18 protein-coding genes are annotated in these 17,171 nt (G+C 63.8%); 8 read left to right on the forward strand and 10 right to left on the reverse strand.

All coding sequences use genetic code 11. From position 1 onward, the window contains the following. Positions 1 to 10 precede the first annotated feature (10 nt). The 3 genes from J4P02_RS29065 to arsC are packed head-to-tail and all read right to left on the reverse strand — an operon-like array spanning position 11 to position 1,381. Entirely contained in the window at positions 11 to 433 is a 423-nt protein-coding gene (locus J4P02_RS29065; RefSeq protein ID WP_426196903.1) for a DUF2069 domain-containing protein, read from the reverse strand. Next, complete coding sequence (wrbA, locus tag J4P02_RS29070) at positions 426 to 1,031, reverse strand: NAD(P)H:quinone oxidoreductase (protein WP_426196905.1); 606 nt, start codon at positions 1,029 to 1,031, stop codon at positions 426 to 428. Before wrbA ends, J4P02_RS29065 begins: the two co-directional genes overlap by 8 nt. After that, the gene (gene arsC / locus J4P02_RS29075) at positions 1,028 to 1,381 is read right to left on the reverse strand and encodes an arsenate reductase (glutaredoxin) (RefSeq protein ID WP_426196908.1); all 354 of its coding nucleotides are present in this window, start codon (positions 1,379 to 1,381) and stop codon (positions 1,028 to 1,030) included. The genes wrbA and arsC overlap by 4 nt, the downstream gene beginning before the upstream one ends. A gap of 125 nt (positions 1,382 to 1,506) precedes the next feature. Here arsC and J4P02_RS29080 point away from each other — a divergent pair, with 125 nt between their 5' ends. Further along, complete coding sequence (locus tag J4P02_RS29080; protein ID WP_426196910.1) at positions 1,507 to 1,971, forward strand: TlpA disulfide reductase family protein; 465 nt, start codon at positions 1,507 to 1,509, stop codon at positions 1,969 to 1,971. A gap of 63 nt (positions 1,972 to 2,034) precedes the next feature. On the opposite strand, the gene J4P02_RS29085 is transcribed toward J4P02_RS29080, so the two are convergent. From J4P02_RS29085 to J4P02_RS29100, 4 genes are all read right to left on the reverse strand, one after another. After that, positions 2,035 to 2,439 (reverse strand): META domain-containing protein, encoded by a 405-nt coding sequence (locus J4P02_RS29085; protein WP_426196912.1) that lies wholly within the window; start codon positions 2,437 to 2,439, stop codon positions 2,035 to 2,037. Further along, positions 2,436 to 2,873, reverse strand: coding sequence for a hypothetical protein (locus tag J4P02_RS29090; RefSeq protein ID WP_426196914.1), 438 nt, complete (start codon positions 2,871 to 2,873; stop codon positions 2,436 to 2,438). Before J4P02_RS29090 ends, J4P02_RS29085 begins: the two co-directional genes overlap by 4 nt. Before the next feature lie 90 nt (positions 2,874 to 2,963). Continuing rightward, a complete protein-coding gene (locus J4P02_RS29095; protein WP_426196916.1) occupies positions 2,964 to 3,953 on the reverse strand; it encodes a 2-hydroxyacid dehydrogenase in 990 nt (329 codons plus the stop codon). 63 nt (positions 3,954 to 4,016) lie between these two features. Then, positions 4,017 to 6,770, reverse strand: a complete 2,754-nt coding sequence (locus J4P02_RS29100) for a response regulator (protein WP_426196918.1) — start codon at positions 6,768 to 6,770, stop codon at positions 4,017 to 4,019. A 219-nt stretch (positions 6,771 to 6,989) separates the two neighbouring features. Here J4P02_RS29100 and J4P02_RS29105 point away from each other — a divergent pair, with 219 nt between their 5' ends. From J4P02_RS29105 to J4P02_RS29135, 7 genes are all read left to right on the forward strand, one after another. Continuing rightward, a complete protein-coding gene (locus tag J4P02_RS29105) occupies positions 6,990 to 7,712 on the forward strand; it encodes a response regulator transcription factor (RefSeq protein WP_426196920.1) in 723 nt (240 codons plus the stop codon). Next, positions 7,699 to 9,054 carry a histidine kinase sensor domain-containing protein gene (locus J4P02_RS29110; RefSeq protein WP_426196922.1) on the forward strand — a complete coding sequence of 452 codons (1,356 nt, stop codon included), beginning with the start codon at positions 7,699 to 7,701 and terminating at the stop codon, positions 9,052 to 9,054. Before J4P02_RS29105 ends, J4P02_RS29110 begins: the two co-directional genes overlap by 14 nt. A 117-nt stretch (positions 9,055 to 9,171) precedes the next feature. Further along, positions 9,172 to 10,074, forward strand: a complete 903-nt coding sequence (cysM, locus tag J4P02_RS29115) for a cysteine synthase CysM (RefSeq protein ID WP_426196924.1) — start codon at positions 9,172 to 9,174, stop codon at positions 10,072 to 10,074. Then, positions 10,074 to 11,426 carry a 23S rRNA (uracil(1939)-C(5))-methyltransferase RlmD gene (gene rlmD / locus J4P02_RS29120; RefSeq protein WP_426196926.1) on the forward strand — a complete coding sequence of 451 codons (1,353 nt, stop codon included), beginning with the start codon at positions 10,074 to 10,076 and terminating at the stop codon, positions 11,424 to 11,426. Before cysM ends, rlmD begins: the two co-directional genes overlap by 1 nt. Positions 11,427 to 11,549: 123 nt before the next feature. Further along, entirely contained in the window at positions 11,550 to 13,793 is a 2,244-nt protein-coding gene (relA, locus tag J4P02_RS29125) for a GTP diphosphokinase (RefSeq protein ID WP_426196928.1), read from the forward strand. Positions 13,794 to 13,817: 24 nt separating this feature from the next. Continuing rightward, the gene (gene mazG / locus J4P02_RS29130) at positions 13,818 to 14,672 is read left to right on the forward strand and encodes a nucleoside triphosphate pyrophosphohydrolase (RefSeq protein ID WP_426196930.1); all 855 of its coding nucleotides are present in this window, start codon (positions 13,818 to 13,820) and stop codon (positions 14,670 to 14,672) included. Positions 14,673 to 14,677: 5 nt separating this feature from the next. Continuing rightward, complete coding sequence (locus J4P02_RS29135; protein WP_426196932.1) at positions 14,678 to 15,217, forward strand: DUF2058 domain-containing protein; 540 nt, start codon at positions 14,678 to 14,680, stop codon at positions 15,215 to 15,217. Between the two features lie 97 nt (positions 15,218 to 15,314). Here the strand turns inward: J4P02_RS29135 and J4P02_RS29140 are convergent, their stop codons facing one another. From J4P02_RS29140 to purN, 3 genes are all read right to left on the reverse strand, one after another. Then, the gene (locus J4P02_RS29140; RefSeq protein WP_426196934.1) at positions 15,315 to 15,503 is read right to left on the reverse strand and encodes a hypothetical protein; all 189 of its coding nucleotides are present in this window, start codon (positions 15,501 to 15,503) and stop codon (positions 15,315 to 15,317) included. Between the two features lie 286 nt (positions 15,504 to 15,789). Then, positions 15,790 to 16,503, reverse strand: coding sequence for a DUF3108 domain-containing protein (locus tag J4P02_RS29145; RefSeq protein ID WP_426196936.1), 714 nt, complete (start codon positions 16,501 to 16,503; stop codon positions 15,790 to 15,792). 8 nt (positions 16,504 to 16,511) lie between these two features. Next, positions 16,512 to 17,162, reverse strand: coding sequence for a phosphoribosylglycinamide formyltransferase (purN, locus tag J4P02_RS29150; protein WP_426196938.1), 651 nt, complete (start codon positions 17,160 to 17,162; stop codon positions 16,512 to 16,514). Positions 17,163 to 17,171: the final 9 nt, after the last annotated feature.

Here is a 17,171-nt window from a genome sequence, read left to right on the forward strand (position 1 = left end):
GAGGTTGAGGTCAGGCCGGGCTGGCGCCTTCGCCGGCCAGCTTACGGTTGAGCTGGAAGCGCCAGCGCACGTAGAGCAACGCCGAAGTGAACACCGCCAGGCTGGCGAGCATCTCCAGCAGGCCGAACAGCTGGCGGTTCGGGTCGTAGGCAGCCAGGGCGCCCTTGATGAAGTACAGGTTGACCACGAAACACATCCACGAGTGGCCGCGAGCACTGCCGCTGAGCATGCCGGGCGCCATCAGCAACAGCGGTACCAGTTCGATCAGCAGGATCACCCAGGGGCGGGCGCCGTGCAGGTCGGCCACCAGCAAGTAGTAGCCGCAGAGCAGCCCCACCAGGGCGAAAAAACACACCAGGCTAAGCACCCGTGCCACTCGCACCCGAGGTTGCAGCCATTCCACTGCCGGGAGAATCTTCGGCTTCCTAGCCACGGCCGTTCTCCAGTCGTTGTGCGGTTTTCGCCAGGCGCAGGCCCAGGGCTCGGCACAGGGCGATTTCATGTTCATCCAGCGGGCTCTTGCCGTCTGCCCCGGCATGATGGCTGGCGCCGTAAGGGGTGCCGCCGCCGCGGGTTTCCAGCAGCGCCGACTCGCTGTAGGGCAGGCCAGTGATCAGCATGCCGTGGTGCAGCAATGGCAGCATCATCGACAGCAGGGTGGCTTCCTGGCCGCCGTGCAGGCTGGCGGTGGAGGTGAAAACCCCGGCCGGCTTGCCCACCAGGGCGCCGGTCAGCCACAGGTTGCTGGTGCCGTCGAGAAAGTACTTCAACGGCGCCGCCATGTTGCCGAAACGGGTCGGGCTGCCCAGGGCCAGGCCCGAGCAGTGCTTGAGATCATCGAGGCTGGCATACAGCGCGCCGCTGTCGGGGATGCTGGGCGCCACGGCCTCGCATTCGCTGGAGATCGCCGGGACGGTGCGCAGGCGCGCTTCCAGCCCGGCCTGCTCGACCCCGCGGGCGATCTGCCGGGCCATCTCGTTGGTGGAGCCGTTGCGGCTGTAATACAGCACCAGGATATAGGGCGTGCTCAAGGCAGGATCTCCAGCACCTTCTCTGGCGGCCGGCCGATGATGGCCTTGTTCCCGGCTTCGAGGATCGGCCGCTCCATGAGTTTCGGGTGCTGGACCATGGCGTCGATCAGTTGCTCTTCGCTGAGGCTGCTGTCGGCCAGGTTGAGGGCTTTGTACTCGTCTTCGCCGGTGCGCAGCAGTTGTCGCGCGCCAAGGCCAAGCTTGGCCAGCAGGCTGCGCAATTGGGCGGCGTTGAGTGGGGTTTCCAGGTAGCGCACCAGGGTAGGGGCCAGGCCGCGTTGTTCCAGGAGTTCCAGCGCACCGCGGGATTTCGAGCAGCGCGGGTTGTGATAAAGCGTCAGATCGGTCATGTGCGGGTCGCATCTTGCGTAAGGTGGCGGCTATTCTACCCGCGCGACGGGTTCTGCTGAACCTTGGGAGTCGATAGGTCGCAGCAACCAGGGTCATCGATCATTTTTCAGACAAGGAACACGGCATGGCAAGGCAATGGGCAGCAGCACTGGCGATTTTCATGAGCCTGCTGCTGGGCGGCTGCGGCAATGACTACGGGGTCGATCAGTATGGCCAGAAAGTCGCCGCCGAGCGCCTCGACAAACAATGGCTGGTGCTCAACTACTGGGCGGAATGGTGCGGGCCTTGCCGCACTGAAATTCCTGAGTTGAATGCCTTGAACGAACAGCTCAAGGGGCAGTCGGTGTCGGTATTCGGGGTCAATTTCGACAATGTGCAGGGCGAGGAGCTCAAGGCCGCCAGCGAGAAGCTGGGGATCAAGTTCAGCGTATTGGCGCAGAATCCGGCGCAAATCTTCGACCTGCCCCGCAGCGAGGCGCTGCCGGTGACCTACATCATCGATGACAAGGGCAAGGTGCGTGAGCAACTGCTGGGTGAGCAGACCGCCGCCGGCGTACTGGAGCGGCTCCAGGTCCTGCGCGGGCACTGATGGTGCGCTAATGCAGGAGCGGCGATCACTGATCACCGCTACTGCAGCGGGCTTCAGGCTCTATCAGCCTTCCTCCAGCCACCAGCGCAGCGACTTGCCCTCGGCAGGCCAGAAGCGCACTTGCTCGATCGGCGAGACATCCCAGCGCTCGACGCCCTCCAGGGCCTGGAGGAAGCGCCGCTCCTGCTCCATCAGCGCCGGGGCGCAGAGCTTGCGGGTGCTGCCAACCTTGCCGAAGCTGAGTTTCTGGCCATCCAGGGTGTAAGGCGCGAACCAGTGGTTGCAGCCGCCATTGCCATAGGCGCGGCCGTCTTCGCCCAAGGTGATGGTCAGGTGGCTGTAGTCGATCAGCGGACGCTCGCCAATCCATTCCAGCACGTAGCTGCGCTCCTGCTGCAACTGCAGCGGCTCGGCGGCGCAGCCCAGCAGGCCGGCCCCCAGCGCCGCCACCAGTATCAGCTGTTTCATTGGCCGGCCTGCTGGCATTTCGGGCACAGATGGCGTTCGCCTTCGCTGTTCCAGCCCAGTTCGGCGATGCGAGCGCTGGCGGCAGGCTTCTGCGCCTTGCTGCCGAGCTTGGCATCCACCGCGAACTCGAAGTCCAGGGTGGCGGCGCAGCTGTCGCAGTTGACTTGCCATTGATGAATCGCCAGCTCGCCAAACACCGGGCCACGGGCTACGGCGACCCATTGGCCGACGGGATTGATCAGGTGGCGCACGGTGTCCACCGTCAGGCGCATGGACAGGTCCTTGCTGCCCTTGAGGGTGACCAGCAGTACGTCGTCGGTGCGGATCGAGCCACCATTGCCGGTGACCTGGTAGCGGCCTGGCACCAGGGCGCGGCATTCGATCAGGGTGTGTTGCGGGTTCATCAGGGTGTAGCGGAAATCGTGTTCGACCATGGGTCCTCCAAATCTGCCGCGTATGCTAGCACGGGCCCTGGCGCCGCTGCGTGCGGGCAGGCGACCTTCGATCAGGCCGCCGCATAGGTTTCAGCCCTGTACCCGGTTCTGCGGTTGGCCCGCGGCCCAACTGGCGATGTTGTGCAAGGTGGTGTCGGCGATGGCCGCCAGGGCTTCGTGGGTGAGGAAGGCCTGGTGCGCGGTGACTATCACATTGGGGAAGGTCAGCAACCTGGCCAGCACGTCGTCCTGCAGCGGCAGGTCGGAACGGTCCTCGAAGAACAGTTGGGCCTCCTCTTCATAGACGTCCAGGCCCAGGTAGCCCAGTTGGCCGCTTTTCAGCGCCTCGATCAGCGCCGGGGTATCCACCAGGCCGCCGCGCCCAGTGTTGATCAGCATCGCCCCGGGCTGCATGTGCGCCAGGCTGTCCTGGTTGATCAGGTAGCGGCTTTCGTCGGTAAGCGGGCAGTGCAGGCTGATGATCTGCGATTGCGCCAGGAGCTCCGGCAGGCTCAGGTAGCGGGCGCCGAGGGCTTCCACTGCAGGGTTGGGGTAGGGGTCGTAGGCCAGCAGCTGGCAGCCGAAACCGGCCATGATGCGGGCGAAGGTGGCGCCGATCTGTCCGGTGCCGACGATGCCCACGGTCTTGCCCACCAGGTCGAAGCCCGTCAGGCCGTGCAGGGTGAAGTCGCCTTCACGGGTACGGTTGTAGGCCCGATGCAGGCGTCGATTGAGTGCCAGGATCAGGGCCACCGCATGCTCGGCCACGGCGTGCGGGGAGTAGGCCGGCACCCGTACCACATCCAGTCCCAGGCGCTGGGCCGCAGCCAGGTCGACATGGTTGTAACCGGCCGAGCGCAGGGCGATCAGCCGAGTGCCGCCAGCGGCCAGTTGTTCCAGGACCGGAGCGCTGAGGTCGTCGTTGATAAAGGCACAGACCACTTCATGGCGTTCGGCCAGGGCCACGGTATCCAGGCTCAGGCGCGCGGCCTGGAACTGCAGTTCGATGCCCGCTGGCAGCGGGGCGCCGAGAAAGCTCTCACGGTCGTAGTTCTGGCTGCTGAAAAGAAGGGTGCGCATGCTGGTTTCCTTGTTCGGGGCGCCCAGCATGCAGGCCGGGCGCCGGGCAGGTATTGCCCTGGGTCAGGCGTTGATCCGCGCCTCGCTGGCCAGGCGGTTGATGGCGTGCTCCAGTTCGTCGAGGGCGGCGAACGCCTTGGCGTCTTCCTGCTTGAGCAGGGTTTCGCTGCGTTGGCAGGCGGCGCGCAATTGCGGTACGCCACAGTAACGGGTGGCGCCATGCAGGCGGTGTACCCGTTCGATCAGCGCGCTCTGGTCATTGGCGGCCCTTGCTGCGTTGATCGCCTCGCGATCGGCCTCCAGCGAGGCGAGCAACATGGCCAGCATGTCCGCCGCCAGGTCAGCCTTGCCGGCAGCCAGGCGCAGGCCTTCGTCCTGGTCCAGCACTTGCAGTTCCAGGCCCAGTTCCGGGCGGTCGCTGGCCCGCTCCGGGCCCTGGTTGCGCAGGGCCAGCCCGGTCCACTTCAGCACCACCTGGGCCAGTTGCCGCTCGCTGATGGGCTTGGTCAGGTAGTCGTCCATGCCGCTTTGCAGCAGGGCGCGTTTTTCGTTGGCCATGGCGTGTGCGGTCAGGGCGACTATGGGCAGCGGGGTACCGTGGCGCTCGCTTTCCCACTGGCGGATCGCCTCGGTGCTTTGTCGGCCATCCATGCCGGGCATTTGCACGTCCATCATCACCAGGTCGAAGGGCTCGTTCTGGATCGCGTTCAATGCTGCGTAGCCGTTGTCCACCGCCAGCACCTTGGCGCCCATGTCTTCCAGCAGGGTCTGGATCAGCAGCAGATTGGCCGGGTTGTCATCGACACAGAGCACGCGCGGGGCGCGGCTGGAGAGGTTTTCCTCGGGCTCGCTGCGCGGACGGCGCGGGGTGACCAGGTCGGACAGGGCGCGGCGCAACTTGCGGGTGCAGGCCGGCTTGGCCTGCAACTGGCTGTGGGGGTTGGGCACTGAGAGGTGGAACAGCGTCTGTTCAGTGGTGGGGCACAGCACCAGGACCTTGCAGCCCAGGTGTTCCAGGTCCCATATGTGCTGGCTCAGGCGTTCCGGGGACATGTCGTTGGTGGTGATGCCCAGTACCGCCAGATCGATTGCCTGATCGCTCTGGTGCACCCCGGTAATGCCATTGGTCAGGGCCTCCAGGGTGTTGAACGGGGTTACCTCCAGGCCGCAGTCTTCCAACTGGTGTTGCAGGGCCTGGCGCGCCAGTTCGTGATTTTCCAGCACCGCCACACGGCGTCCCAGAAGCGGCGGGCCGGGCAGGTCCTCGGCATCGTCACGAGTTTTCGGCAGGCTCAGGCTGATCCAGAATTCCGAGCCTTCGCCTGGGGTGCTGTCGACGCCGATCTCGCCGCCCATCTGCTCGATCAGGCGCTTGGAGATCACCAGCCCCAGGCCAGTGCCGCCGGGTTGCCGCGACAGCGAGTTGTCGGCTTGGCTGAAGGCCTGGAACAGGGCGCGCACATCCTGGTTCGACAGGCCGATGCCGGTGTCCTGGATGCTGATGCGCAGTTGCACGCTGTCTTCGTGCTCTTCTTCCAGCATGGCCCGGGCGACGATGGTGCCTTCGCGGGTGAACTTGATGGCATTGCTCACCAGGTTGGTGAGGATCTGCTTGAGCCGCAACGGGTCGCCCACCAGCGACAGCGGTGTATCGCGATAGACCAGGCTCACCAGTTCCAGCTGCTTGGCGTGGGCCGCCGGGGCGAGGATGGTCAGGGTGTCCTGGAGCAAGTCCCGCAGGTTGAAGGGAATGCTGTCGAGCACCAGCTTGCCGGCCTCGATCTTCGAGAAGTCGAGGATCTCGTTGATGATGCCCAGCAGGCTGTCGGCGGATTTCTCGATGGTGCCCAGGTAATCCAGTTGGCGCGGAGTGAGTTCGCTTTTCTGCAACAGGTGGGTGAAGCCGAGAATGCCGTTGAGCGGAGTGCGGATCTCGTGGCTCATGTTGGCCAGGAACTCCGACTTGATCCGGCTGGCCTCCAGGGCCTCCTTGCGCGCCAGGTCCAGCTCGATGTTCTGGATCTCGATGGTCTCCAGGTTCTGGCGCACGTCTTCGGTGGCCTGGTCGATGCTGTGCTGCAATTCTTCCTGGGCATTCTGCAGGGTGCTGGCCATGCGGTTGATGCCCGAGGCCAGCTCGTCCAGTTCCTGGCTGCCCAGGGGCGGCAGGCGGGTTTCCAGGTTGCCGTCCTTGAGTTGCGCCACCGCCTGTTTGATCTGGGTCAGCGGGTTGTTGATGGTGCGCCCCATGCGTACCGCCAGCAGGGCAGTGCCGGCCAGGCCCGCGGCGATCAACAGCAGGCTGGCGAACAGGCTGCGGTAACCACGCAGCAACATGCCGCTGTGGGACAGCTCCAGTTCGACCCAGCCCAGCAAGCGGTCGGATTCATCGGGAATCAGGTCGCCCGCCAGGTTGCGATGGCGGCCGAAGACTGGCAATTGATAGCGCGTGGCATCGCTACCGCTGCGTTGCAGCATGTGGGTGCCATTACCGCTGGGCGCCGGGTTGAGCATGCTCGGCCCGGCATGGGCCATCAGCGTGCGGTCCGGGGCCAGCAGCGACACCGCGCGTACGTCCTGTTGTTCCAGGGCCTGGGTGGCGATGCGCTCGAGCATCTGGCTGTTGCGGTTGCCCATGGCCGGAGCCACCAGGGAGGCCAGCTGTTCGGCGATCATTTCGCCACGTTGCAGCAGTTGGGTCTGCAGGTCCGAGAGCTGCATCCAGGTGAAATAACCGCCCAGCACCAGGGCCATGAGGCTGGTGGGCAACAAGGTCAGCAACAGTACGCGGCCTTTGATTCCCAGTTTCTTGAGCACGCAACTCTCCTGCTTCCACGCGATTTTGATAGGTCGACGGGCACGTCCGTGATGCGCCACCTGCGCAGTGTAACGATTTGCCGGAAGCTGATCCTGGCAAATTGCGCGGCGGCGGCCGACAGCTGCGAGGGCGATAGTGCGACTGCGACCAAGGCATTGGTTGCCGCGCTCGGGGCAATCTTGAATAATCGCTCAACTGAGAATCACTTGCACAAGCCAATGAATCCCGTATCTGTTGAGCCTCCCCGTATCCTCACTATCGAAGACGACCCTGTGCTCGGTGCCTATGTCCACGAGCAACTTGAGCGTTGCGGCTTTGCCGTGACCTGGTGCCGCAATGGCCAGGAAGGCTTGGGTGTTGCCCGGCAACAGCCCTTCGATGTGGTGCTGATGGACATCTTGTTGCCTGGAATGGATGGTCTGGCTGTGCTGACCCACTTGCGCCAGAGCCATTCCACGCCGGTGCTGCTGATGTCGGCCCTGGGCGCCGAGGCCGACCGCATCAGCGGTTTTCGCCTGGGGGCCGACGATTACCTGCCCAAGCCCTTCAGCATGGCCGAGTTGCGGGTACGCATCGAAGCCATCCTGCGCCGGGTGGCCCTGGACCGTCGGCCGACTCCGCCGGCACCAAGCAGCACGCTGCAGAACCTGCGTTTCGACGACGAACTGTGCGATGTGTGCTTTGCCGAGCAATGGGCCGGCCTGACCCGCAGCGAATACAGATTGCTGGAAACCCTGCACCGCAGCGCCGACGAAGTGTTGAGCAAGGCCTTCCTTTATCAGCACGTGCTGCAGCGTGGCTACGCAGCCCATGACCGCAGCCTGGATATGCATGTCAGCCAGATCCGTCGCAAGCTCAAGGCGTTGGGCTACATCGAGCGAGAGCTGCGCACCGTGTGGGGCAAGGGTTATGTACTGAGTGCCGGCGATGAGCTGGCCTGAACTGCCCGGGCGGCACTCGCTGTTCTGGAAGCTGGCGTGTCTGCTGGTGGCGTTCTGCTTGCTGATGATCTGGCTCAGCTGGTCCTGGGGCCGCTATGTGGAGCAGAAGAACCTCTATCTCTCCGACGAGGCTCGGGCCACCCTCGGCCAGTACGCCAGCGAAGCGGAACAGGCCTGGAAGCGCGGCCAGAGCGGCGGTGTAGATGCCTGGGTGCAGCAGATGGCCGCTCGCGAGACGACCTGGGTCGGGGTCATTGGCAGCGACCTGCAATCCTTGAGCAGCCGCCCGTTGAACTGGATCGAAGCCCAGCGCCTGACCTTCCTGCGCGGTGCCGACTGGCCGGTGAGCCGGCACAGTCAAGGCCTGCCCTGGCTGAAGGTTCCCTTTCCCGAAGACCCTTCCGCCGGCAGCCTGGTGATCGAGTTGCCGCAACGCTTTATGCCCGGCCGCTATCGATTGTTCTGGCGGTTGATGACCAATGGGGTGATTCCCGGGCTGTTCACCTTGTTGCTCTGTGTCGGTCTGTATCGCTTGCTGGTGGTGCCGCTCAAGCAGTTGCGCGAGCAGGCCAATGCCTGGCGCGCTGAGCAGTTGAATGTGCGCCTGTCCTCCGAGACTACCCAGCGCAAGGACGAGCTTGGCGAGTTGGGGCGGGCCTTCGACCAGATGTCCGAGCGCCTGCAAAGCACGGTGGCGGTGCAGCAGCAGTTGCTGCGCGACCTGTCCCATGAGTTGCGCACGCCATTGAGCCGCCTGCGGGTGGCCTGTGACAGCGAGCAGGATTCGGGCGCCCTGCGCGAGCGCCTGGCGCGGGAAATCGACGGCATGCAGCGTCTGGTGGAAGACAGCCTGCAACTGGCCTGGCTGGATGCCGAGCGCGCGCCCTTGCCCCAGGAGCAGATCCAGGTCCAGGCGCTGTGGGAAATGCTCAGCGAGAATGCCTGCTTCGAAAGCGGCTGGGCGTGCGAGCAGCTGTGCTGCGAGCTGGCGGCCGATTGCTGGGTGCGCGGGCACCTCAATAGCCTGGCCCAAGCGCTGGAGAACATCCTGCGCAATGCCATCCGCCACTCGCCGGCCGGCGCCCGGGTCACCCTTGGCGGACAACGCGATGGCAAGTATTGGCACCTGTGGCTGGACGACCAGGGGCCGGGGGTATCCGAAGAGGACCTAGAGCGGATCTTTGCCCCCTTTATCCGCCTCGATGGCTCGCGTCCGGGAGACGGCGGTTTCGGCCTGGGCCTGAGCATCGCGCGCAATGCGGTGGTGCGTCAGGGCGGGCAGCTGTGGGCACAGAACACTGCCCAGGGCTTGCGCATCCATTTGCGCCTGTTGGGGGCCTGAAAGGCGCCTGTCCATTGCTTATGCCAATAAGCCATAAGGCCCGCACTTTGCGTGATATGGCGCCAGGGCGTTTGCCGGTATGATAGGCGCCCCCGCAGTCTGGATTGCGAATACGCCATGACCTTGCAGTACCCAACCATCGCCGATTGCGTCGGCAACACCCCGCTGGTTCGTTTGCAGCGCCTGCCTGGCGCCACCAGCAACACCCTGCTGCTCAAGCTCGAGGGCAACAACCCGGCGGGTTCGGTCAAGGACCGTCCGGCACTGTCGATGATCACCCGCGCCGAACTGCGCGGGCAGATCCAGGCCGGCGACACCCTGATCGAGGCGACCTCGGGTAACACCGGTATCGCTCTGGCCATGGCTGCGGCGATCAAGGGCTACAAGATGGTCCTGATCATGCCCGACAACTCCAGCGCCGAGCGCAAGGCGGCGATGACCGCCTATGGCGCCGAGCTGATCCTGGTGAGCCAGGAAGAGGGCATGGAAGGCGCTCGCGACCTGGCCGAGCGGATGCAGGCCGAAGGCCGCGGCAAGGTACTCGACCAGTTCGCCAATGGCGACAATCCCGAGGCTCACTACAGCGGTACCGGCCCGGAAATCTGGCGCCAGACCCAGGGCAGCATCACCCATTTCATCAGCTCGATGGGCACCACCGGCACCATCATGGGCACCTCGCGCTACCTCAAGGAGCAGAACCCCGAGATCCAGATCGTCGGCCTGCAACCCATGGAAGGCTCGGCCATTCCCGGCATTCGCCGCTGGCCCGAGGAATACCTGCCGAAGATCTATCAGGCCAGCCGGGTCGATCGCATCGTCGACATGGCCCAGAGCGAAGCCGAAGACGTGACCCGGCGTCTGGCCCGGGAAGAAGGCATTTTCTGCGGCGTGTCCTCCGGTGGTGCGGTGGCGGCGATGCTGCGCCTGTCCCGGGAAGTGGAGAATGCAGTGATGGTCGCGATCATCTGCGATCGTGGCGATCGATACCTGTCGACCGGCATTTTCGATGCGCCCAACTGATGGCTAAGCACGAAAGAGGCCTGCGCTTCCAGCCTGCGGGCGGCAGCCGGGCGCCCCAGGTTCCCGTGGGCAAGAAGCAGCGCCTGAGCATCCAGCGTTTGGCCAATGACGGTCGCGGCATCGCCTTCGTTGAGGGTCGTACCTGGTTTGTCAGCGGTGCCCTGGCCGGCGAAGAAGTCGAGGCGCGAGTGCTGGGCGCCCATGGCAAAGTGGTGGAGGCCCGTGCCGAGCGGATTTTCAGCGCCAGCGAGTTGCGCCGTGCGCCAGCCTGCGCCCACGCCGGGCGTTGTGGCGGTTGCAGCGTCCAGCACTTGCCCCATGCCGAACAGCTTGCCCTGAAACAGCGCATGCTCGCCGAGCAACTGTCCAAGGTGGCCGGGGTCGAACCCGAGGCCTGGGCGGCGCCCCTGAGCGGGCCGGAATTCGGCTATCGGCGCCGGGCCCGGGTGGCCGTGCGCTGGGATGCCAAGGGCAAGCGGCTGGAAGTCGGCTTCCGCGCCGCCAGCAGCCAGGACATAGTCGCCATCGATGATTGCCCGGTGCTGGTACAGGCCTTGCAGCCGATCATGACGCGCTTGCCGGCGATGCTGCGGCGCCTGAGCAAGCCACAGGCCCTGGGGCATGTGGAACTGTTCAGCGGCTCGGCCCTGGCCTTGCTGTTGCGGCATATGGCGCCGTTGCCGGCAGACGACCTGGCGATCCTCAAGGACTTCTGCGACTTCCACCAGGCGCAACTCTGGCTGCACGGTGAAGACGGGCCACAGCCATTCGATCCGGCACAGGCCCTGGGTTATCGCCTGGAGCAATGGGATCTGCAGCTGGCTTATCGCCCGGGCGATTTCGTCCAGGTCAATGCCGGGGTCAATGAGGCGATGGTGGCCCAGGCCCTGGAGTGGCTGGCGCCGCAAGCCCAGGAGCGGGTGCTGGATCTGTTCTGCGGCCTGGGCAACTTTGCTTTGCCGCTGGCTCGGCAAGTGCGGGAAGTGGTGGCCGTGGAAGGGGTGGCGACCATGGTGGCGCGCGCCGCGGACAATGCAGCCAGCAACAATTTGCATAACACGCGCTTTTTTCAAGCCGATTTATCCCAACCCCTGAGTGTCGCCGAGTGGGTCGGCGAAGGCTTTTCTGCGGTACTCTTGGACCCACCTCGCGACGGTGCTTTCGAGGTGGTTCGGCAGTTGGCGAACCTGGGGGCCAAACGGTTGGTCTATGTGTCGTGCAATCCGGCAACCCTGGCTCGTGACACGGTCGAACTGATCAAGCAGGGCTACAGGTTAAAACGTGCCGGGATCCTCGATATGTTTCCTCAGACGGCGCATGTCGAGGCCATGGCGTTATTCGAAGCGAGCTAGGATGGCTTGTCTAATCCGACTGGTCTTTCAGTTGTGGCTCGCTGGCCCTGCGAGCCGCGCCTGAGGGTTGAAGATCAGCGATTTGACGCATTGAATGTGCGTCGTAGGGAAGGTAAAGCAAAGATGGTACAGGTGAGAGCGCACCAGCCGATCAACACCGACGGCAGTATCAATCTCGAGGCATGGCTCGATCACACGGTCAGCGTCGATATCGCCCTGGATCGTGAAGCCTTGAAGCAAGCCTGCGAGTTCGCTCGCGAGGCCGAATTGAAATACATCGCGACCAAGGGCCAGAGCACCGAGGACGCATCGAGTTTCAGCACGGGCCTGGAGATCGCCGAGATCCTCGCCGACCTCAAGCTGGATCAGGATTCCCTGGTCGCCGCGGTGCTTTACCGTGGCGTTCGCGAAGGGCAAATCCCGTTGCCGGCGGTCAGCCAGCAGTTCGGCCCGGTGGTGGCCAAGCTGATCGAGGGTGTGCAGCGCATGGCGGCCATCACCGCCAGTCTCAGCCCTCGTCAGTCGCTGGTGCTGGGCAGCCAGACCCAGGTGGAAAACCTGCGCAAGATGCTGGTGGCCATGGTCGACGACGTGCGCGTGGCGCTGATCAAGCTGGCCGAGCGTACCTGCGCCATTCGTGCGGTGAAGAGCGGCGACGAAGAGAAGCGCAACCGGGTGGCCCGGGAGGTCTTCGATATCTACGCGCCCCTGGCTCACCGCCTGGGCATCGGCCATATCAAGTGGGAACTGGAAGACCTGTCTTTCCGTTACCTGGAGCCCGAACAATACAAGCAGATCGCCAAGCTGCTGCATGAGCGGCGGCTGGATCGCGAGCGCTTCATTTCCGATGTGATGAACCAGCTGCAGAACGAGCTGCAGGCCACCGGGGTCAACGCCGACATCAGCGGGCGGGCCAAGCACATCTATTCCATCTGGCGCAAAATGCAGCGCAAGGGCCTGGAGTTCAGCCAGATCTACGATGTGCGCGCGGTGCGGGTGCTGGTGCCGGAAATGCGCGACTGCTACACCGCGCTGGGCATAGTGCACACCCTGTGGCGGCACATTCCCAAGGAATTCGACGACTACATCGCCAACCCCAAGGAAAACGGCTACCGCTCGCTGCACACTGCGGTGATCGGCCCCGAGGGCAAGGTGCTGGAAGTGCAGATCCGCACCCACGCCATGCACGAAGAAGCCGAGCTCGGGGTTTGCGCCCACTGGAAGTACAAGGGCACCGACGTCAAGTCCGGTTCCAACCATTACGAAGAGAAGATTTCCTGGCTGCGCCAAGTGCTGGAATGGCACGAGGAGCTGGGGGATATCGGCGGCCTGGCCGAGCAGTTGCGGGTGGATATCGAGCCGGACCGGGTCTATATCTTCACCCCCGACGGCCATGCCATCGACCTGCCCAAGGGCGCCACGCCGCTGGACTTCGCCTACCGGGTACACACCGAGATCGGCCACAACTGCCGGGGCGCGAAGATCAACGGGCGTATCGTGCCGCTCAACTACAGCCTGCAGACCGGTGAGCAGGTGGAGATCATCACCAGCAAGCACGGCACCCCGAGCCGTGACTGGCTCAACCCCAACCTGGGCTACGTCACCACATCCCGGGCCCGGGCGAAGATCGTCCACTGGTTCAAGCTGCAGGCGCGCGATCAGAACGTCGCCGCCGGCAAGACCCTGCTGGAACGCGAACTGAACCGTCTCGACCTGCCGCAGGTGGACTTCGACAAGCTGGCGGATAAAGCCAACATGAAGACCGCCGAGGACATGTTCGCCGCCCTCGGTGCTGGCGACTTGCGCCTGGCGCAACTGGTCAACCTGGCCCAGCAACTGGTGGAGCCGGAGCGCGGCAACGAGCAGTTGGAGCTGATTCCACGCAAGGCCACCGGCTACAAGCCGGGCAAGCGTGGCGATATCCAGATCCAGGGCGTGGGCAACCTGATGACCCAGATGGCCGGTTGCTGCCAGCCATTGCCGGGGGATGCGATCGTCGGCTACATCACCCAGGGCCGCGGTGTGAGTATTCACCGCCAGGACTGCGCCTCGGTGCTGCAACTGGCCGGGCGCGAGCCGGAGCGGATCATCCAGGTCAGTTGGGGGCCGGTGCCGGTGCAGACCTACCCGGTGGACATCATCATTCGCGCCTACGACCGTTCCGGTCTGCTGCGTGATGTGTCCCAGGTGCTGCTCAACGAGCGGATCAACGTGCTGGCGGTCAACACCCGCTCGAACAAGGAGGACAACACTGCGCTGATGTCCCTGACCATCGAGATTCCGGGACTGGACGCCCTGGGGCGTCTGCTGGGGCGAATCTCCCAGCTGCCGAACATCATCGAGACCCGCCGCAACCGCACCCCGTGATGCCTGTAGAGAATGGACCAACCGATGTACAGCCTTGACGACCTGCTTCACCTCATGGCGCGCCTGCGGGACCCGCAATATGGCTGCCCCTGGGACCTCAAGCAAAATTACGCGAGCATCGTCCCCCATACCCTGGAGGAGGCCTATGAAGTGGCCGACGCCATCGAGCGCGGTGACTTCGAGCACTTGCCGGGCGAGCTGGGGGACTTGCTGTTCCAGGTGGTGTATTACAGCCAGCTGGCCCGGGAAGAGGGGCGCTTCGAGTTCGCCGGGGTGGTGGATGGCATCACCCGCAAGTTGATCCGGCGCCATCCCCATGTGTTCCCCACCGGCGACCTGCATGCGCCGCTGGATACGCCGCGGCTGAATGAAGATCAGGTCAAGGAGCGTTGGGAGCAGATCAAGGCCGAGGAGCGGGCAGAAAAGTCCGACGCCCCCCAGCAGTTGTCCCTGCTCGATGACGTGCCCGCTGCCTTGCCGGCGTTGTCCCGCGCTGCCAAGTTGCAGAAGCGCGCGGCCCAGGTCGGCTTCGACTGGCCGGAAGCCCTGCCGGTGGTGGACAAGGTGCGCGAGGAACTGGACGAAGTGCTGGAGGCCATGGCCGACAACGACCCGGCGGCAATCGGCGAGGAGATCGGCGATCTGCTGTTTGTCGTGGTTAACCTGGCCAGGCACCTCAAGGTCGATCCGGAAACCGCACTGCGCGGCGCCAATGCCAAGTTCGACCGGCGCTTTCGATTTATCGAACAGGCATTGCGCGACACTGCCCGTCCCATGGAAGATTGCACCCTCGAAGAATTGGACGCCCTGTGGGGCGAAGCCAAGCGTCAGGAAAAGAATATGCCCAGCTGTGGTTCCAGCCGCAGCCCGAATGAGTGAGTACCATGAGCCTTTCCCTTCGCGACCAGTTGCTCAAAGCAGGGCTGGTCAACCAAAAGCAGGCCAAGCAGGTCGGCAAGGACAAGCAGAAGCAGCAGCGTCTGGCCCACAAGGGGCAGATCGAACTCGATGACTCCCGGCAGCGCGCCGCCCAGGAAGCCATGGCCGAGAAGGTCAAGCGCGACCAGGAGCTCAATCGCCAGCTGCAGGAGAAGGCCGAGCAGAAGGCTCGTGCGGCGCAGATCAAGCAACTGATCGAAGTGTCGCGGCTGCCCAAGCTGACCACCGAGGACTACTACAACTTCGTCGACGACAAGAAGGTCAAGCGTCTGTCGGTGAACACCCTGATGCGTAACAAGCTCAGCAGTGGCTCCCTGGCCATCGTCCATCATGGCGGCGGTTATGAGGTGATTCCACGGGAGGCAGCGCTGAAGATCCAGGAGCGCGATCCGAGCCGCATCGTCCAGCTCAATACCCCTACCGAGGCCCCGGACGAGGACGATCCGTACGCGGCCTATCAGATTCCAGACGATCTGATGTGGTAAGCCCCCAGTAACGAACAACCCCGCTTATGCGGGGTTTTTCATTTGGGTGGGGCGGGGATCCGCGTGGAGATCCCGGTACCCCTGCGCAGGCTCGGGCTCAGGAGCCCTGGCCGGCGCGGTATTGCTCGAGTTTTTCCAGTTCGGCCTTGTAGCTGTGGGCTTCGCTCTCGGAGTGGAACATGCCCACCAGCATGTCCTGCTGATGCACATCCCAGATCCGTATGCCCGCGGCTACGCCTTCATGGGATTTATGTGAATCGTCGCGTTCAGTCACTTTTACAGTCATCTGCTAGCTCCAATCTCTGTTGATCTGCAGCAAGGCGTGTGCAGGACTCCGTTATATATTTTGTTAGCTTGCTAAGTAAATTACCTGGCGCTGCAACAGACCTTTGCAGAATCGGCGACAATCCTGCGGCCCGCGAAAACCGCGGCATGGGGTCGCAGGACGGCGGGTTTCATGAAGAAAGTTTCATCTTCAGGGGCTTGCCCTGATCAGGTTGCAAGGGGGGCTGACGGCGAATTCAAGGCAAAAAAAAGCCCCGCATTCGCGAGGCTTTCGATCTTGCCGTGGCTCAGTTGCCCTTGACGGCCTTGCCGTTGACGGTGCCGTTGAGGAGCATGATGTTGTACTCCTTGCCGTCGGTTTCCACCTGTTGCAGGCGTACCAGCAGGTAGTCCCAGTCCTTGGCGAACCACATCACGGTGATGCGCTTGCTCTGCGTCGGGTCGCGCACGCGCTCGACCTTGATCGCATCGATCTGGCCGGCCTTGGTGTCGACCTTTTCCGAGCCCAGGACGCGGAAATCGTAGGTGTCCACATCGCCGCCATCGACCACCTGGTAGCTCATGGTTTTCTTGCCGGCGGCCACGTCATGCTGCAGCGCCAGCTGGTAGGTGGACTTGTCCACCATGCCGCTGTTCAGTGGCAGCTTGACCGCGTCGCCACGGTCGGTGCCGGTGACCATCTTGGCATTCCAGTCGAAATCCAGGTCGGACTTCTTGGCCTTGCCCAGGCCGCCGCGTTCAAAGTGATAGGACTGGGGCACCAGGGTGTCCTTGTCCAGGGTCAGGGTGCTTTCCTCAGTCAGGCTGGCGATCATCATCGAGGCCTTGAAACTGAGCTTCCACGCGCCGTTGGCGGTTTTTTCCAGGCTGCGTTCAGCAGTGCCACTCATGGGCAGTTGCTTCCAGTCGGCGGTGTAGCTGGCGGAGAACGGGTGAAGATCTGCCGCCTGCACAACCGGCAGGGCGAACAGAGCACAAGCGAGGAGCAGGGCGCGACGCATAAAATCTCCTAGGTTCGAATCAAATAACCGCTGGCGGCCAGTAATTGACCATCCAGTAAAGCACCCTCGGCGCGGAGCGTCAGTCGGTCTTCGGCAAACCAGCGTACGGCCATGGGGTAAATCCGGTGTTCCTGGACGTGCACTCGCTGCGCCAGGCTCTGCGGCGAGTCGTGCAACTCTACCGGGATCACAGCCTGTACGACCAGAGGCCCGCCATCGAGTTCCTCGGTGACGAAGTGCACGCTGCAGCCATGCTCCGTATCTCCGGCCTCCAGCGCCCGCTGATGAGTGTGTAACCCTTTGTATTTGGGTAGCAGCGAGGGATGGATATTCAGCAGCCGGCCCTGGTAGTGGCGCACGAAGCCAGCGCTGAGAATGCGCATGAATCCGGCCAGGACCACCAGTTTCGGTTGGAAGGTATCGATCAGTTCGATCAGCCCCTGATCGAAGGCCTCGCGGCCTTCGAAGGTGGTGTGATCGAGGAAGCGGGTGGGAATGCCCGCTGCCTGGGCGCGCTGCAGCCCGTAGGCGTCAGCGCGGTTGGAGATCACGGCAGCGATGCGCACCGGACTGTCGTCGGTGCGCGCGTTGTCGATCAGGGCTTGCAGGTTACTGCCGGTGCCGGACAGCAGCACCACAACATCACAGGTCGGCGACATCCGCTCTTG

The sequence above is a fragment of the Pseudomonas sp. NFXW11 genome (genome assembly GCF_049887815.1).
Lineage (GTDB): Bacteria > Pseudomonadota > Gammaproteobacteria > Pseudomonadales > Pseudomonadaceae > Aquipseudomonas.

What these genes read in the sequence shown, in the direction of transcription:
- J4P02_RS29095 (WP_426196916.1), bottom strand. Translation starts at nt 3,953, where the DNA reads ATGCGCACCCTTCTTTTCAGCAGCCAGAACTACGACCGTGAGAGCTTT.
- J4P02_RS29140 (WP_426196934.1), bottom strand. Translation starts at nt 15,503, where the DNA reads ATGACTGTAAAAGTGACTGAACGCGACGATTCACATAAATCCCATGAA.
- cysM (WP_426196924.1), top strand. Translation starts at nt 9,172, where the DNA reads ATGACCTTGCAGTACCCAACCATCGCCGATTGCGTCGGCAACACCCCG.
- J4P02_RS29110 (WP_426196922.1), top strand. Translation starts at nt 7,699, where the DNA reads ATGAGCTGGCCTGAACTGCCCGGGCGGCACTCGCTGTTCTGGAAGCTG.
- relA (WP_426196928.1), top strand. Translation starts at nt 11,550, where the DNA reads ATGGTACAGGTGAGAGCGCACCAGCCGATCAACACCGACGGCAGTATC.
- purN (WP_426196938.1), bottom strand. Translation starts at nt 17,162, where the DNA reads ATGTCGCCGACCTGTGATGTTGTGGTGCTGCTGTCCGGCACCGGCAGT.
- J4P02_RS29105 (WP_426196920.1), top strand. Translation starts at nt 6,990, where the DNA reads ATGAATCCCGTATCTGTTGAGCCTCCCCGTATCCTCACTATCGAAGAC.
- arsC (WP_426196908.1), bottom strand. Translation starts at nt 1,381, where the DNA reads ATGACCGATCTGACGCTTTATCACAACCCGCGCTGCTCGAAATCCCGC.
- J4P02_RS29080 (WP_426196910.1), top strand. Translation starts at nt 1,507, where the DNA reads ATGGCAAGGCAATGGGCAGCAGCACTGGCGATTTTCATGAGCCTGCTG.
- J4P02_RS29145 (WP_426196936.1), bottom strand. Translation starts at nt 16,503, where the DNA reads ATGCGTCGCGCCCTGCTCCTCGCTTGTGCTCTGTTCGCCCTGCCGGTT.
- J4P02_RS29135 (WP_426196932.1), top strand. Translation starts at nt 14,678, where the DNA reads ATGAGCCTTTCCCTTCGCGACCAGTTGCTCAAAGCAGGGCTGGTCAAC.
- J4P02_RS29085 (WP_426196912.1), bottom strand. Translation starts at nt 2,439, where the DNA reads ATGAAACAGCTGATACTGGTGGCGGCGCTGGGGGCCGGCCTGCTGGGC.
- J4P02_RS29090 (WP_426196914.1), bottom strand. Translation starts at nt 2,873, where the DNA reads ATGGTCGAACACGATTTCCGCTACACCCTGATGAACCCGCAACACACC.
- mazG (WP_426196930.1), top strand. Translation starts at nt 13,818, where the DNA reads ATGTACAGCCTTGACGACCTGCTTCACCTCATGGCGCGCCTGCGGGAC.
- rlmD (WP_426196926.1), top strand. Translation starts at nt 10,074, where the DNA reads ATGGCTAAGCACGAAAGAGGCCTGCGCTTCCAGCCTGCGGGCGGCAGC.